The organism is Brevundimonas sp. AAP58 (genome assembly GCF_001295975.1).
In the GTDB taxonomy this organism is placed as follows: domain Bacteria; phylum Pseudomonadota; class Alphaproteobacteria; order Caulobacterales; family Caulobacteraceae; genus Brevundimonas.
Genome location: NZ_LJHU01000057.1, coordinates 12,646 through 29,932, shown reverse-complemented (window position 1 = coordinate 29,932; position 17,287 = coordinate 12,646). Strand labels below are relative to the sequence as shown.

Here is a 17,287-nt window from a genome sequence, read left to right as displayed (position 1 = left end):
CATCCGTCTCAGACCGCCAGCCGTGACAGCCGACGACGGCGGTCCGGGTCGGTCAGTCGTCCAGCTTCTCGATCTCGATGAACTCAAATCCGCTGTCTCTGCCGTCGATCGTCACCCATGCCTGCAAGCGCAAAGGGCCGGCGGCCAAATGGATGTCCTCGATCCGCGCCTCCATCTCCGAGCTCAGAATTTCGCGGCGGACGGTCCGATCGCCGATCTGTATCGTCACCGGGTGAGTGGCGTTCAAAAGCTCGCTCCAGCGGAAGGTGAGCCGATAACGACCCGTCGCGCGCACCTCGAGTGCGTAGTAGCCGTTCTCTCCATCCGCCAGGCCGGCACCGATCCAGTCCTGGCGAGACAGGGTGACGAGGGGCTGTCGATCGTCGCCGATCCAGGTGACCTGCTGACCCGGCGCGTCCGCTCGCGCTTCTGCGAGCCAGTCATCGTAGGCAGCGATCAGGGCGCGCACGCGATCGGGCTGTTCGGCCGCGAGGTTCGTCGTCTCGCGAGGGTCCTCGGCCAGGTTGTAGAGTTCGAAGCGGGCGGCTTCCGGCGCGAAGGCCTCCCGCCCGCGGCCCACCGGCTGGACCAGCTTGTAGTCCCCACGCCGGACGGCGATGTTGCGGTAGGGGACCGGTTCGTTTCCCCGGTGAAACTGGAAGAACAGATCGCGTGCGGGCAGTTCGGCGTCGGGCGTCGACGTCACGGTCGCCAGGCTGACGCCGTCAAACTCGACATCCGTCGGGACGTCGGCCAGCTCCAGAAGGGTCGGCATAAGGTCTTCGACCGCGCCGACCTGGCTGCGCACGCCAACGGCGGCGGTCGGCTCGGGCAGGCGCAGGATCATCGGGACGCGGATGCCGTTCTCGTAGACGTCCGTCTTTCGCCCTCGAAGGCCGGCTTCCCAGAGATCGCTCTGGCGATGCAGGCTCGACGTCCCGTTGTCACCGACGAACACGATGATCGTTTCGTCGAGAGAATCGACGGCGTCCAGCGCATCCATCACGCGGCCGACGTTGTGGTCGATGTTGGTGATCATCCCATAGTAGCGCGCGGTTTCCTCGCTCAGCCCCCGAGCTCGGTAAGGGTCCGCAAAGGCGTCAGGTACGGTCAGCGGATGGTGGGGCGTGTTGAGCGACAGGAAGGCGAAGAACGGAGCCGTGCCGTCACGCGCGGTCTCGACCATGAAGTCGATGGCGGCATCGGTGAAGATATCGGGGGCGTAACCCTCAAATCGGCGATCCACGCCGTCCTCGATCAGGATGGGATCGAAGTAGGAGCGTCCCTGGGGCGGGTTGTAGGGCATGCCGATCATGCCGCCGACGTGGGTCAGGACCCTTTCAAACCCCTGGTCCTGCGGACGCGCCGGCGCGTTGTCGCCCAGATGCCATTTGCCGAACATCCCCGTTCGGTATCCGCCGGTCTGGAGGGCCTCGGCGATGGTCACCTCTTCCGGAGCCAGGATCGCGTTGCCGCCCTCGGTATCCAGTATGCCGAGACGCATGGCGTGACGCCCTGTCAGAAGAGCAGCGCGAGAAGGAGAGCATACGGGCTGGGCGTAGAACTGGTCGAAGACCACCCCGCTCTGCGCCAGGGCATCGATCCTGGGCGTCTGAAGGACCGGGTTACCGTTGTATCCGACATCACTGTAACCCTGGTCATCGGTCATGATGATCAGGATGTTCGGTCGCGCCTGGCGTTCGGGGAGCTGCGGTCGAACGTAGGGCTCGGCGCTGGCGACGCAGGCCGTGACGATGCTCAGGACCGGCACGAGGAAGGTCGATTTCATTCGGATACGCATTGGACTTGCCTTCCTGATCGCGCCGGTGTCGGGCAGCGCTTGCGACCTCGACCGATTGTTGTCGCCGGTTCCCACTAGTGACCCCGCAAGACGCAGCGGAACCCGATGTGGGATGTCGAACTGTCGACGGCCTGGGGATGACGCGCGGCCGGCCGATACCGCTGGCAGTAGTTCTCGGCGCACAGATGAGACCCGCCCTTCAGCACCTTGCGGCCGATCGGAATGGCAGGCTCTGTCGGGTCGAGGCTGTCGCGTTCGCTTGCGCCCCGCGGGTTCTCGATGACGCAGCACGACTGGTGCGGGTTCGAGGTGCCGTACCAGTCGGCCGTCCATTCCCAGACGTTGCCGATCATGTCGTAGAGCCCGTAGCCGTTCGCGGGAAACGCCTCGACCGGAGACGTTCGCTCCCAACCGTCCAAACGCAGGTTCTCGGCCGGGAACCGGCCCTGCCAGTAGTTGGCGAGCATGCGTCCGCCCGGCGCCAGTTCGTCGCCCCAGGCGTAGTCCAGTCCGTCTGCGCCGCCCCGCGCGGCGAATTCCCACTCGGCCTCCGTCGGAAGGGCCTTGCCCGCCCAGGCGCAGTAGGCCTCGGCGTCGCAATAGGCGATGTGCACGACGGGGTGGGATTCGAGACCTTCCAGCGAAGATGAAGCGCCGTGCGGTCGATCCCAGCGGGCACCGAACCGGAACTCCCACCATCGGTGCGGCTGATCGAGAGGCACTGGACCGCCAGGCGGAGAGAACACGATCGATCCCGCCCGCGCCATCTCGGGCGGCATGCCCGGGTAGTCCCTGGGATCGGGCGCGATCTCGGCCAGCGTCCGATAGCCCGTCGCGGCGACGAAGGCGGCGAATTGGGCGTTCGTGACGGGGCGCCTGTCGATATGGAAGCCGTCGACCCGAACCCTGCGCACGGGGCGCTCCTCCGGATAGAAGCGGTCGGAGCCCATCAGGAATGAGCCACCCTCCACCCACTGCATGCCCTCAACGCCTTCGGTCACCGAACTGCGGCTCCCAGACTTGTCAGCAAGAACGCTCGTCGCGCGCCAAGGCGGGACAAGACCTGTCTGCCCACGTCATGCAGGCCCCATGAAATCGAGGACGTGCTGATGGCCGGCGACCGTCACCGTGATCCTCCCGCTATCCCAGTCGGAATAGAGATATCGACTGCTATAGGCGACGCTCGGCGTGTAGTTGATCACCTCGCCGTTGATCCGCGGACGGGACCGGTCATCAAACATGGACAGCCGGTCGCCGGAGAGACTCTGGTAATCATAGACCCCGTCGGCATGCGACAGGGCGGCGGCCCGCACGGCGGCCTTGAACGCTTCGAAGCTCGCATAGTCCGAGTGCTCGGCCGCCTCGATGATCACGGGCACGGTGTCGTTCTCGAGCCGGTAGAAGGTGCCGGCGCGGGCTTGCTGCGGTTCTAGAAGGTTGTTGGCGGCGATGAACTCGCTTCCCGCCGCCCTGACAGCGACCCAGGTCGTCGGGCTGTTGATGAAGATGAAGTCGCCCTCGAGCGACGTATGCCGCCTCAGTCCATCCGAGATGTAGACGCCCATGGGGTAGTTCGCGTTGTCCTGGTTCGGGCTCCACGCGTCGTTCAGCTTGCGGGCCATGAGACTCCCGCGCGACTGCACCGCATACTGCTCGCCCATGGAGTCCCCGGGATAGATCAGGGTGGGGACGACCCGTTGCGGATAGGGCGTCCCGGGGTGCTCCAGCAACAGGCCGTGCCACCAGCCCTGCGCGCTGCCGGCCACCCATTCCCTGACGTCGTGCGGCGGACGCATGTTGGTGCCGAGAACAAAGCTCGGACTAACCCACGAGTATTTGAGAACGTCCGAGTTCTCGATGTCGTAGAACTTGTACTCGGGAATGGTGTCGCGACTGAAGGCACCCCGGGCGGCGTTGATGAGCTCCGGCGGTCCATTCTCGTCCTGCCCCGCAGAACGGCCGACGCGCCGCTGCGTCACCGCAAAGGCAGGAGCGGACAGACGATCATTCAGGATCTCGGTGACAAAGGCCGGCGGGCGATAGTCCGACAGCAGGCGAATATACTCCCCTGGCAAGACCATCGATCGCTGCGGCAACGACCTGACATACTCCAGGTTTCGCGTACCGAGGCCGTGGTAGTACCAGACACTCGGCATGTGGCCTTCCGAGTTTGGCAGAAGGCCTCTGAGCCGGCGGTGACGCACCTTGCCGCCGCCTCGCTCGCCCGAGACCTGTTCTTCAGCCCAGAAGGTCCACCAGAGATCGAGCGAAAGCCTGGCGAGCCGACGCAGCTCCGCGTCCGGCGATATCTCGTCGATCATATAGTACATGTTGTGCATGCGCCCGGCGTAGCCGCCGCTGGAGATCTCGACGAAGAAGCCCTTACGCGCGCGCTGGCGCATGTGCTCCTTCATGTAGTCGACCGTGGCGTCGTAGTGTTCGCTGACAGTGCGGCCATCGGTCAGCACCAGGTCGGAGAACTCGGGATCATTTTTCAGAGCCAGCAGATAGCCCCAGGCCGTGACGGTCTCCTGCCACCAATGGTTCTCGCTGTTCCAGTAATAGAAGGTGTCGTGAGTGACGCTGAACGCATAGTGATCCAGCCGAGACCAATAGTTCACGTAGCTGGCCATGTAGGTGAGCAGCTTGAGCTCGACATGCCGCGGAACGGCAGCCGGTCTGACCGTGCCGTTCGACCCGAACTTGGCGAGAATGGCGGCATGGTACTCACCCGCCCAGTAGGTCGAATCCGGGTCCGGCATCTCTTCCGGGTGGTCAAGATAGTACTGCGCGACGTCCTCAAGCAGTCGGGCCGAGTCGGCGTCCTTCGACGGATCGGTCATCAACTGCAGATAGGCACGCGCCGACCGCGATATGTTGTAGGTCCGCGAAAAGGCCTGTCCCGGGAGCTCCGGGTGGGTGCCGACAGCCTGTGGATCGACGGGGTTCGCGATCGCGTGCGCGAGAACGGCGGCGATCCGTTCGTCGGCGTGTTCCCGACCTTGGGCCGCAGAGGGCGTCGCATGGGAGACCAACAAGGCCAGGCAGCAGAACACGACCAGATGGAGATATCTCATTCTACGATCTCATCCTCTGACCGGTCGAATTGGTCACACATGTTGAGAAGGAAAATCACTATGTATGACATTAAGGAGGGTGTCGAGGCCCGCTGCGATCTGGGATCGTTGATATCGGTCGGTCCCGAGTCCCGATCGGGCATCGTGCCGTCGGGCGAACGGACGCCGGCGCGTCGTGATCAGGAACCTGCCCGTGACAGCGGCCGGCGGTGTGCAGGGCAAGCAGCCCGAACGAGGGCTTTGTGCGATCGCGGGGCTCATTCAGGCCCCATGAAATCGAGCACATGGCGGTTGCCGTTCACCGCAACCGTGACGACCCCACTGTCCCACTGAGACAGGACATACCGGCTCTGGTAGGCCACGTCCGGCGTGTAATCGATGGCCGTGCCATTGATCGTGGGCCGAGCGCGATCATCGAACATGCTCAGCGTGTCGCCGGACAGGCTCTCGTAGTGATAGGCCCCATCGGACTGGCGCAGCGCGGCGGCCCGCGCGGCGTTCTTGAAGGCCTCAAAGCTGGGATAGTCGGAGCGTTCGGCCGCCTCGATGATCACAGGCATGGTGTCGTCCGAAAGCCCGTAGAACGTCCCCGCCCGCGAATGACGCGGCTCCAGGACATCGTTGGCCGGCGCGAAAACACCGCCCGCAGCCCTCACCGCGACCCAGGTCGTGGGGCTGTCGATGAAGATGAAGTCGCCTTCGAGCGACGTATGGCGTCTCAATCCATCGGAGATGAAGACTCCCATGGGCAGGCGGCTGTTGTCGCGGTTCGGACTCCAGGCGTCGTTCAGTTTCCGGGTCATGAAACTGCCGCGCGACTGAATCGCATACTGCTCGCCCATGGAGTCGCGATCGTAGATCACGGTGGGAACGACACGCTGCGGATAGGGCGTCCCGGGGTGCTGCAGCAACAGGCCGTGCCACCAGCTCTGCGCGCTGCCCGCCGCCCATGCTCTCACGTCATGCGGCGGACGCATGTTGGTGCCCAGCACGAAGCTCGGGCTAACCCATGAGTACTTGAGAACGTCTGACTCTTCGAGATCGTAGAAACTATATCGGGGAATGCTCTCCCGGTCGAAGACGGTGCGCACCTCGTTCAGAATTTCCGGCGGCCCGTTCTCATCTTGCCCGGCGGAACGGCCTAAGCGGCGTTGAACGACCGCATAAGGCTGCGCCGTTTCGCGATCCCGCAGGATCTCCGTGACGAAGTCGGGCGGCCTGTAAGCCGAGAGCAGACGAATATAGTCCATCGCCAAAGCCATGCTCGGCCCGGTGACGTCCCTCACATAGTCCATGTCTCGCGTCCCGGCCCCGTGATAGTACCAGACGTCGGTCATGTGGGCTTCGGTGTTCGGCAGCAGTCCTCTGAGACCGCGATGCCGTACCTTGCCGCCTCCGCGCTCGCCGACGATCTGCTCTTCGGCCCAGAAGGTCCACCACAGGTCCAGCGACAGTCGGGCCAGCCGACGCAGTTCGGGATCCGGCGAGATCTCGTCGATCATGAAGTACATGTTGTGCATGCGGCCAGCGTAACCGCCGCTGGAAATCTCCAGGAAGAAGCCCTTCCGCGCCCGCTGGCGCATGTGGGCCTTCATGTAGTCGACCGTGGCGTCGTAATGCGCCTGCAGACCGAGGCCGCTGGGCAGGACCATGGTTGAGAACTCTGGATCGTTCTTGAGCGCCAGGAGATAACCCCACGAGGTGACGATCTCCTGCCACCAGTGATTTTCACTATTCCAATAGTAATAGGTCTGGTGACTGAGGCTGAACTCGTATCGGTCGAGCCGGGACCAATATTTCACATAGCTGGCCATGTAGGTCAGCAGCTTGACCTCGACGTCTCTCGGAATCGCGGATGGTCTGACCGAGCCGTTGGTTCCGAACTTGGCGAGCGCGGCGGCGTGGTACTCGCCCGCCCAATAGGTCGAGTCCGGATCCGGAATTTCTTCCGGGTTATCGATGTAATACTGGGCCACCTCGTCGAGAAACCGAGCCGACTCAGCGTCCTTCGACGGGTCGGTCATCAGTTGCAGATAGGCGCGCGCGGACCTCGAAATATTGAAATGGCGGGAGAACGTCTGCCCCTGCTGCACCGGATGCAGGCCAACGGGTTGCGGCTCCACAGGGTTCGCGATCACATGAGCCAGGACCCGAGCGATGCGATCGTCCGCGCCCTCGGCACTCCGGCCCGCAGACGGCGTCGCACATGACATCAAAAGCGCCATAAAGGAGAGAAGCAGTAGTCTGGTCATCATGTCGGTCTCTCCGGGCATGACGCCGGTCTAGCGGGGCCCGGGATCGTTGATTTCGGTCGCGCCCGACGCCCGACCGGGAATGGCGCCGTCGGGCGGACGGGCACCGGGGTGTCGTTGTTCAAACGTCGTCCGGTCATTGCGGTCCGGGGTCTGCTGCTCAAGCGGTGCGAGAGAGTCCCCGGTGCGCTCGCGCCAGCTCTCGAGCAGACCGCGCATCTCCGCCAACACCGGCGCATGCGCCGCAGACCCCACGAGGTTGTTGGTCTGGTCAGGATCGGCCACGATGTCGAAAAGCAGCTCTTCGGGACGATCGACCGAGAACGGCTCGGCCTGAAGCGGCGTCAGGGCGTCGGCCTCGCGCAGGCGGACCAGCTCCGCATTGGTCGCATCCCGCCGTTCGACAATGATGAAACTGTAGGCGCTCGGCGCGTAGTCGCGGATGTAGACGTAATCGCCTCGCCTCACCATGCGGCCGGCGAAGCGCTGGGTGTGCCAGTTCTGCTCACCGAAGACGGTCTGGCGCGGCGCGGCCCCGGGATCCCGCAGCGCCGGCGCCATGGTGAGCCCCTGCACGCTCGCCGGAATCTCCAGCCCGGCGACGTCCAGGAAGGTGGGAGCGATGTCGATCAGGCTGATAAGGGAGTCGCTGACGACGCCGGCCGGCAGGTTCCCGGCCGGCCAGTGGAACACCAGCGGCGCGCGCATGCCGGCTTCGTAGAGCGTGGTCTTGGCCCGCGCGAACGGACGACCGTTGTCGCTGGTCACCACGATCAGGGTATTTTCAAAGACCCCCTGGGCCTTCAGCTCGGCGACGACATTTCCGATCAGCTGATCGAACCGGCGGACTTCGTCGATGTAGTCGGCGTAGTCCTGACGAACGGCGGGCGTGTCCGGCAAGCCGACGGGCAGCACGACAGTAGACGGATCGGTTGGCGGGGCCGTGGTGATCGGTTCCCAAGGGCGGTGGGCGTCGAAGCCAGCCAGCCAGAAGAAGAAAGGCCGGTCCCGCGGACGGGCGCGCAACTCCGACACCCAGGTCGCGGCTCCGGTCGGGTCGTCGGCATAGGTAATGTCGTTGACCTTGTCGAAGGCCGAAACGGCGTGGGGGCCGAGGTGCCACTTGCCGGCCGCCAGGGTGTAGTAGCCGGCCTCGCCCAACGCCAAGGGGAAGGCGAACTGGTCCGCCGGCAAGGGCATATGGAGTTCCGGCGCCCCGTGGTTATGCGGATAGCGACCGGTGATCAGGCTGGCGCGGCTGACGCTGCACGAACTGGCGGCGACATAGGCGTTCCGGAACAAGACCCCGCCCTCGGCCAGCGCATCAAAATGGGGGGTCTCGATCGGAACCCCGTAGGCGCCGAAGTCCTGAGAGATGTCGTCCGCGATGATCAGGACGATATTCGGCCGAGGAGCCGCCAGGATCTCATCAGTGCGATGGGCGCACGCGGCCAAGGCAGCCAGAAGCAGGAACACGAACCCTCTGAACACGGTCGACAAGGGATTCCGGTCCATCTCGGTCTACTCTGCCGCCGGAGCCAGATCCTCGGAGCGCAGCCTGGGCTGCGACACGTCCCCGCCAGCCGGTTCCGCGAACTCGATCGGCTCCAGAGAAAGCGTCTCGGCGATGAACCGCGTCGAGTCGCGCAGAGTCTCGATGAACCCGGGATCGTTGAACCAGCCGTGCGTCGCGTCGGGATAGATGATGAGCTCGCAGCGCGACGAGGCCCTCACCTCCGCGCAGTATCGCTCGCCCGTTTCGACCGGGATCAGGGCGTCACGGCTGCCCAGCATGATGAGCGTCGGGGGGTGCGCCGGGCCGATATTGTGGAGCGGCGAATACGACCGCCACTGGTCCCCGAGCCTGTCGGCACCATAGCCCTCGGGACTGTTGTCGATCACCGGGTTGAAGAGCACCAGCGCCGAAGGACGATGATGATCCGCGATGAAGTCGGGTGGCGTCAGGGTCGCGAGGGCGGCGGCGAGATGACCGCCCGCTGACCCGCCACCCGCGGCGATGGCCATGGGATCTATCCCCAGCGCGACAGCATTCTGATGGATCGCCTGCCAAGCGCGGAAGGCGTCCTCGATGGACTGGTGCGGCGTGGAGCCGTGCGTTTCCGTCACGGCGTAGACGGGCAGGAGGACGGTAACACCCAGCCGGTTCCAGACCGAGGCCTGGCGGTAGAACTGCCGGGGCGTTCCTGTCCGCCAGCTTCCCCCATGGAACATGACGATCGCGGGCACCGGCGGCGAGCCGGCCGTGCTGTTCGCCGGGAAGACATGGATCGGAAACTCCCGGTTCAGGGAGGATGTATAGCTGAACTCGGACGCGGGGATCGGCTCAGAGACCTTCACGACCTGGGGATCCATGGGCACCGACTGGCCCAAGGCCGTTCCCGCGAACGACAGCAGCGCACAGCACGCGACCCATCCAGAGATCCACAGCGCCTTCATCGCGAAATCAATCCGAAGCCACGGGTTGGGCGCAGAACTGCGTGGCGGATCCGGCGTCGCGAGCCCGGAAATCCAGGTACCCATTGAGGTTCATGCGTAGCCAGAGCGGATGGGCGTGCAGCCGGATGCGAAAGTAGCCGCTGTCGGTCTCTTCAAAGATGAACGGCACCGCCTGCTGCGGTTCCGCCCTCGCCTGGACCCGGGCGTCGCTATCGAGGCTGAGGAACTTCATATGCCCCAGACTGTGGATCGCGACGGTATTCTCAACGGCCGTGTCGGTGATCTCGAACACGCTGTAGGCGGTGGTCGCCGGACCACGCATGGCCAATCGGGCGGTCTCATTGCCGGCGGCGACCGCATAGTTGCGCCCCCTGGCCCCCCGCAGAGCCAGGGCGACGATGTCGCCCGGCTCCGGCGCGCCGCCCGAACAGGTTTCCTGCGGGTCGAGAACCAGGCGATCCACGAAGGTCGGTTCCTGGGCACCGGCCTGCCCGACGACGGAGACCGAAAGCACGGCAGCCAACCACCAGGCGTGAGCGCATCTCCCACTCGCGCTTGCGCGAGCGGTTGGGACTTGCGCCCGGCTCATCGTTCGATACCCCTGAGGCATCTTCACATCTCCACGCAGGCCAACAAGGATGGTTCAGGTCGATGGGGGACCACGATCTAGTCGGTAAAGTCGATGACCAACCGGTCATCGCCGAAGCGCAAGTTAACGACGCCACTCAGGTATTCCGACGACATGAACGGGCTGTCCCAGGTCATGGGATGACTATAGTTCACGTACTCACCACCAACCGTCGGAATCTCCGAGGCCCCTGCATTGAAGACGATCTCCCTCTCATCGCCGCCGAGTCCGACGTAAACCAGGATGTGATAGCCGGGGACCACAGTCTTGTGCAGTTCAAGGCGGTTATCGAGAATATCCAAGATGAACGCCTCGAGCGTCGGATGATCCTCTGTCGTTGAGGCTTCAATCAGGACCGGGGCAAAGCTGTCCCGAAGCTGCATGATGGTGCCCGCCTCGTTCCAGGTGTAGCTGTCCGTCAACAGCCGAACCGTCGGCGGGTCGTACGGCTTATTGAAGAAGACCTGATTGCCGACCCCAGTCGATGGTAAAGACCGTTCGTAAGCCGCGTCCCAGGTCACCGGACGGACGGCCGCATAAGCGTTGCCACTGCGGACGAAGACCCAGCCGTCGCGTTCGACGCGCTCATCCCAGGCATTGCCGAACCACACGCCCATGAGGCGGTCGTATTTCTGGGGGCCGCCCGGAAACCATTCGGGGTGAACCGCGAACCAGCGCCGGGCCTGCTGAACGATCAGGGTGCTCTCGTCGTGGACGGACTGGAGCACCAGCTCCATGTCCCATTCCGGCGGGAGACGCCCATTCTCATCCGGTTGATCCCTCAAGCCGACCGGAACGATCCGCGCCAGAGGTGACTGGGCGAAGGTCATGCCGTGCCAACGCGCCGCGATCGACAGGTGCGAGTGCACCGCCGCCGGGTGATCCATCTGGGTACCAAGGGTGTATTCCGGCGTGACGTAAGTACTGCGCAGGAAGCGAGCCTCCGTGTCCACGAGCAGGCTCCGCTCATTGCCGAGCGGCCGCGGCCAGACATTCTCTTCCTCGCCAACCCCGCGAGACCGGGCGGTGAACGCACCCATCGCAGAACGATCCAGCGCCATGCGCCAGACGATCTCCGGTAGCTGGTAATCGTCCAGCAGGTTCCAGTAATGGAAGATGCCCGCATTGCCTGGCCCCCCCATGTGGAAGCTGATCAAGTCAGCTGTCTCCCTGTCGGTGGGACCGCCAACGTCGTTCTGATGGCGCGTTTTGGGGCCGCCGCGAACGCCCGAGATTGAGGTTTGCGCCCAGTCCGCCCAGTAGACGGTGTAGAACTCGTCCCAAAGGGCCTCCAGTTCAGCGCTTCCGGCATCGTTGGTCGCGAGATGGAGGAAGCTCAGCGAGTGCTTGGCATAGCCGCGCGATGCATGCTCAAGGAAGAAGCCGCGACGCCCACGCTCGACAATATACTCCTGGAAAAAGTCGACCCAGGCCCTGTGGTGGTCGGCGGGCCGGTAATCCTGGCCATCGCTCAGATTGGCCCGACCGCCGCCGTGCCGACTGTCGAACCCTACGCCGGGGCCATAATAGCCGGCGTGGCCATAGTGATAGCCAGCCCCATAGCCGTGGTTCGGATAGATCCGATCCCGATACTCCGGCACGTTCATGAAGATCGTCGACGCGCTGATGCTGCTCGCCTTGGCCTGGAGATCGTGGTTCTCACTGCCCTGCATCCACCAGGTGCTCTGGCGGGTCAGAGCGATATCGTTCTCGACTTCATTCCGCTCCCAAAGCGTCCGAAGTAGTAAAGCCTCGGTGTCAGGGGTCAGACGCCCTGGATAGACACGGCTCTGGCTCGAGAACAGATTGTACATCCGCACATAAAGTGGCGTCTCATACAGGCTCCAGACGGTCAGAACCGAGCTCGCCTCCAGCTCTTCGCGCAGCAGGCGATTGGCCGTCTCGAGATCCTCGTTCATCATCATCTTCGCAAACGCCGTCGCCAGCTTCTGCGGGTGAGACTGGCCGCGCTGAGTGCCGGGAAAGTCTTCCTCAGCAACCCGGGCTTCACGGCGGAAGGCGTCAGCGATGCGCGCATCACGACTGGCGGCGGCTTCCGCCATGCGTTGTGCCAGCGGCTTGTCGGTGACGCCGATGACCTGTCCACCGCCTTCGAACCGGACGCCATCGAGATGGACGCGAGCCCGGTTCCCGAACTCGGCATCGAACTCCAGCGCAACAACACTCCCCCAGGCGAACCCCGGCTCCGGTCTCCACGATGATTTCTCGATCGAGAACTCCACCCACTGGCCCATCACGCCACGGATTTCACTCCTGGCAACGACACCGTTGCGGTCGACGAGACGAACGCCCCAGCGATCCTGCGCGCGACGGTCTTCAACCTTCGCCCAGAAGTGGAGCGTTATATCCGCCGACAAGTCCCAGCGCTCACCCCAAAGGCCGGACACAAAGCCGAACCGTTCCGGCATGCCGGCCTCGCCTGGGGCGTAAACGAGCGACAAGTCGCCAACCCGATGGTCCGCGTGGTCAAGCCCGACGACATTGGTGCGGAAACCTGCAGCCCGGCGCGCGTCAAGGTCGTGATCGATCCCCTGGCCAGCCCTTGCGGTACCAAACAAGCGAACTTCCTCGACCCAGAAGTCCAGCAGACGCGCGTCCTGGGCGTGCGCGGTGGTGGGCGCGATGATCCACGGGATTGCAACCAGAAAAATGCAAGCGACAATTGCACGAAACATAGGGCCTCGCTCTACATCCAGCTGGCTGAGCAGTTGATCGGTTCACCACTCGCAGCAAATACAGCAATAATCGTTGGCTCAGATGAAGCCAGATTCAGCCAAAGAAAAATGAGGGCGAAGCATTTTTCAGTTTCGCCCTCAGGTTCAGGAGGTAATCAGAACTTGTAGGTGAGGTCTACCGCGAACGTACGTCCATCGTAGGCAGTTTGACGGACCATTTGCTCATTTCCGGACTGATACTCCTCGTAGATCACATCGAGGATATTGAACGCCCGGCCAGTAATGATGATGTCATCGGTGACGTTGTATCGCGCGATGAAGTCCAACTGTCCGCGAGGCGCGACCTGCCGCGCCTCGGCCCCTGTGATGGTCAGCCCGCCCTGAAGGAAGTAATCCGAGCGCCAGTTATAGGCGAGGCGTGCGCTGAACTTATCGTTCTCCCAATAGGCCGCGACGTTGTAGGACTGGTCAGAAATCTGCTGGACCCGTGCAGGGTTGCCAGCCGAGTCCTCACCACTGAAACCAAGGAACGACGCGCTGGCTTGGACCCCGAAGCCAGCGAGGAAAGGATTGTCCAGGAAGCTCAGGTTTTGCTGAACAGCGATCTCAAGACCTTCGATGTCGATGGTTGAGTCGAAGTTGTATGTCTCTCTGATGAGGATGTCCCGGCCATCGGCATCAATGGTGCATTCCGAGACGCCCCCGCCCACATCCGTTAACGTCAGGGTGCCGAAGCCCAGGCCCCCGCCGTCCTGTGGGCAGACCACGCGCTGGGCGATGAAGCCCTCGACCGCCTTGGTGAAGGCGGCGATCGAGAAAAGACTTCCGCGCCGATTGTACCACTCGAGCGAAACATCAAAGTTCTCGGAGGTGTAGGCCTCCACATTCAGGCTCGGGAGCCCGACGTTGACCTGACCGGGCGCTCCTCCCACCCCCGGACTTTCGACGATAGACGCCGACGGTGTGAATCCGGCCGGGTTCGGCCTGTTCATACCCTCCGAATAGGCGAACCGCAGATAGAGATCGGGGGTCAACTCGATCGACACGTTTACTGCAGGCAGAATGTTTTCGTAGGATTTGCTTGCGCTGGTCGGCGTGGCGACGCCGTTGATCAGGCTGAAGCCCTCACCCTCCAACTCCGTCCTGACATACCGAACGCCCGAGTTGCCGGAAATGTCGAAACCGAACAGGTTCCCTTCGAAGTTGGTCATGGCATACAAGGCCGTGATGGTGGTGTCTGTCGAAGCGACCCTATCGGCCCCCACCAGACTGCCGGTGGCGGTCTGCTGGTAAATGGCACCGTTGAACGGCGAAACTGGATAGTTGTTGGGGTTGCTGATCCCCCCTCGCCGGAGGACCGCTTCGGTCTCTGCAATATCGAGGAACTGCCATTCGCCACTGAGGAAGGCACCGGCGGGCGTGCGCCGACCGAAGAAGTCGGTAGTCCCGGGGCGGAACAGTGCGTTGGAAATGCCCGTCGTATCCATGCCGGCGATCGAGTGGTTCAGGATCCAGGACTCGACATTCTGCCAGTTCTGGCGGGCACCGAACTTGACGCTCCTCAAGAACCCAAAGTCCAGCTCGCGCTCAAAGTTCAGGTTCACGGCATAGTCAGAGCGATCGCGGAACACCTCGTTCCCGGCCGACGTGAAACGGCTTTGATTACCGTTAGCGTCGGTCACAGTGATCTGATTCAGCGTCGGATTGTCTGTCCGTGGGAAGACCAGATCCATGTTCGCGCCGGTCGTCGTAACAGCCGGGTTCAGGTTTAGCGTAAACAGATAGCGACTGATATCCCCAGCACCCGAGTTGATCGAGCCGGATGTCCCATTGTTATTCAGGTGCCCGTTAGAGGCCCTCGCCAAATACTGCGCCTGATAGTTGGTGCTCAGCCGGATAAACTCTGCTTCAGAGGCTGCAATTGAGCCATCAATCTTCCAAAGATCCGACTCGTATTCAGCGCTGAGGAAAAGGCCTTCCGATTCTTGCGTATTGAATCCCCCACGCGAACTCTGCGCATAGGTGATGTCCAGATAATCATACCCAGGGACAATCCAGACTGTCCGGCCGTTGTTGTCGGTAAAGCCAGCAAAAGGCGTCGACGTCGGCGTTATGCTGGTCGTTATTCCTGCCGGACTTGGAAGCAGCCATTCCGCTGACAGGTCCAGCTCTCGGTACGAATAGAGATAGTTGGCGGCGAGCTTGAGCTCCGGGGTCGCCTGATATTCCACCCCCCCGACGAACGCCGTCCGGGAGCCTTCGCGAGTCTCGGAATACTGGCGGAAGTTGCTGGGATACAGCACCGTCTCGTCTGCCGCGATGCCGTTCGCCGTCCGCCACTGGGCCAACGTCTGGCCGCTTGGGTCGTAGAACCCGCCCCGGTTTCTGGTGCCGTCAGTGTTGAGGGGCGTGTAGTTCGTGAAGTTGATGCCGTCTCGACGGAAATGTTCGCCCTCGTGCGCGAGCCTGAAGGTCACCGCCAAGCGGTCCTCGATCAAGTGCTTGGTGCCGGCGGCGAAGAAGTTGCCCACATAGGCGTCGGGAAGTTCTTCGTACTGGGCGCCGACGCGAACGGTCAGCTGCCCATCCGGCTTCGAAAGCGCCTCTGCAAGTCGCTGGTCAACGGTCCCGGCGATGCCGCCTTCGACAAGATCAGCGCGAGCGGACTTGTTCACCCAGACGCCATCGAAAACGCTCGACGGAAACGCGCCAAAGGCGTTCGGGACCCCTTCGGCCGGGGTGACGCTGCCCGATGGCGATGCGAAGCTCTGACCATTGGCGGTGGTGTTCGTGAACGCGCCCGGCAGGCCGCGCAGGCTGATCTCCCCGTAGCGGAAGGCACCGTCATTGTTTTCGCGGTTGACCTGGACGCCGGGAACGACCTGCAGCGCCTCGGCGATGTCCAGGGCCGGCAGCGAACCGATATCGTCCGACGAAATCCCTTCCCCGATCGTGTCGCGGTTCCGCTTCGTCCGGATGGCGTCATCCAACGCCCCGCGAATGCCGATCACAACGACCTCGTCGACCGTCGAGGCCTGACTGTCTTGCGAAGATTGGCCCGATTGAGCCGAGGCGGCTCCAGCGACGCCCACTCCGAGCGCGCTGATCACCATCACTGAAGCGGCGCTCATCGCCCGGCGACGGATAGAGTTCGAGTGTGACAAGGCTGCCCCCTTTGCAGTCCACGTTTCCACGGACACCGCCGATCCGCCTCTTCCAGGACGGTTGGGGTGATGCCCTCCCTTGTCGCCTCCGACTTGGCACGCAGCTCAAATCATCATCGACGTAGCTGACCGTAGTATCATATAATGATATGTCAATGCACTCTATGACACGATCTATTGAGTGCAATCCGATGGAAGAGCGCATCGTCGGCGGCGAAGATGGCGCGCGGGAGCCGATTTCCCGCCGCTGCGGAAACGGCCAGAGCCGGGGAACGCTGTTGTCAGCAACGCCGACACTGGCAAGAGGGATGGAACTCGAAATGGGGCCAAATCCGCCGTCCGCCCTGCCAGACCGTCACGGCCAACCAACAAACCAAGACCTGAGGGATGCGAGATGACCTACCGCCTGTTCGACCTCGGCGCAGTCGACCTTGATCAACCCACACAGATCGGGCCCGACGGCCGGACTGCGGCCCCGTCCACCGGCATCGCGCCCACGCGGCGTCGGGCCATCGGCTTGGGAGCCGCGGCGGCCTTCTCGTTGGGCGCCTGCGCGCAGAATTTGGCGAGCGACCGCAGGGAGCTTGTCGGTCCCCAACTTTACTCCGACTCATTTCGGGCGGGGCCAGGCCAATGGCGGATTGAGCTTGAGCGCGAGGGTGCCGTGACTGTCGACGGCGGGATCCTGGAGATCGATACGGCCGGTGGCTGTAGCGTCTGGTTCCGCGAGGAACTTCGAGGTCCCGTCATGATCCAGTACGATGCCGTCGCGGTTTCCGAAGGCGGCCCGAACGATCACGTCAGCGACCTGAACTGCTTCTGGATGGCGACGGATCCTGGCGCCCCCGCCGGTATTCCTCCGAGAGAACGCAGCGGCGCTTTCGCTGATTACGACGATCTGCTGGCCTACTACGTCGGTCAGGGAGGTAATCGGAACACGACGACCCGGATGCGTCGCTACGTGGGCGAAGCCGCCAATCGGCCTATTCTGCCTGAGCACGACATTTCCGATCCGATGCACATGTTGCGGCCCAACGCGCGGCAGACCATCCAGCTGGTCGCCGCCGACCAACGCATCGAATACTGGCGAGACGGCGTTCGAGTGTTCGAACTGAACGACCCCGCGCCCTACACGCGGGGCTGGTTCGCCATCCGGACGACCGCCAATCGCTTGCGGATTTCCGACTTTCGCGTCTTTTCTGTGCGTTAGCG

10 protein-coding genes are annotated in these 17,287 nt (G+C 63.2%); 2 read left to right on the top strand and 8 right to left on the bottom strand.

Features of this window, described 5'->3' with window-relative positions:
* Positions 1–52 precede the first annotated feature (52 nt).
* From IP78_RS08145 to IP78_RS08115, 7 genes are all read right to left on the bottom strand, one after another.
* A complete protein-coding gene (locus IP78_RS08145; protein WP_082384908.1) occupies positions 53–1,801 on the bottom strand; it encodes an arylsulfatase in 1,749 nt (582 codons plus the stop codon).
* A 74-nt stretch (positions 1,802–1,875) separates the two neighbouring features.
* On the bottom strand, positions 1,876–2,802 hold the full coding sequence (locus IP78_RS08140) for a formylglycine-generating enzyme family protein (protein ID WP_231680957.1): 927 nt from the start codon (positions 2,800–2,802) through the stop codon (positions 1,876–1,878).
* A gap of 75 nt (positions 2,803–2,877) precedes the next feature.
* A complete protein-coding gene (locus tag IP78_RS08135) occupies positions 2,878–4,878 on the bottom strand; it encodes a hypothetical protein (protein ID WP_054111190.1) in 2,001 nt (666 codons plus the stop codon).
* Between the two features lie 257 nt (positions 4,879–5,135).
* On the bottom strand, positions 5,136–7,151 hold the full coding sequence (locus IP78_RS08130) for a hypothetical protein (RefSeq protein ID WP_156320333.1): 2,016 nt from the start codon (positions 7,149–7,151) through the stop codon (positions 5,136–5,138).
* Between the two features lie 9 nt (positions 7,152–7,160).
* Entirely contained in the window at positions 7,161–8,606 is a 1,446-nt protein-coding gene (locus tag IP78_RS08125) for a sulfatase (RefSeq protein ID WP_197272413.1), read from the bottom strand.
* Positions 8,607–8,651: 45 nt separating this feature from the next.
* A complete protein-coding gene (locus IP78_RS08120) occupies positions 8,652–9,503 on the bottom strand; it encodes an alpha/beta hydrolase (protein WP_197272412.1) in 852 nt (283 codons plus the stop codon).
* A gap of 91 nt (positions 9,504–9,594) precedes the next feature.
* The gene (locus IP78_RS08115) at positions 9,595–10,101 is read right to left on the bottom strand and encodes a hypothetical protein (protein WP_054111186.1); all 507 of its coding nucleotides are present in this window, start codon (positions 10,099–10,101) and stop codon (positions 9,595–9,597) included.
* A 2,661-nt stretch (positions 10,102–12,762) separates the two neighbouring features.
* On the opposite strand from IP78_RS08115, the gene IP78_RS15810 reads away from it, so the two are divergent.
* On the top strand, positions 12,763–12,948 hold the full coding sequence (locus tag IP78_RS15810) for a 50S ribosomal protein L32 (RefSeq protein ID WP_156320335.1): 186 nt from the start codon (positions 12,763–12,765) through the stop codon (positions 12,946–12,948).
* Positions 12,949–13,066: 118 nt separating this feature from the next.
* On the opposite strand, the gene IP78_RS08105 is transcribed toward IP78_RS15810, so the two are convergent.
* Positions 13,067–16,024, bottom strand: coding sequence for a TonB-dependent receptor (locus tag IP78_RS08105; protein WP_054111184.1), 2,958 nt, complete (start codon positions 16,022–16,024; stop codon positions 13,067–13,069).
* A 715-nt stretch (positions 16,025–16,739) separates the two neighbouring features.
* On the opposite strand from IP78_RS08105, the gene IP78_RS08100 reads away from it, so the two are divergent.
* Positions 16,740–17,285 carry a DUF6250 domain-containing protein gene (locus tag IP78_RS08100; protein WP_231680956.1) on the top strand — a complete coding sequence of 182 codons (546 nt, stop codon included), beginning with the start codon at positions 16,740–16,742 and terminating at the stop codon, positions 17,283–17,285.
* Positions 17,286–17,287: the final 2 nt, after the last annotated feature.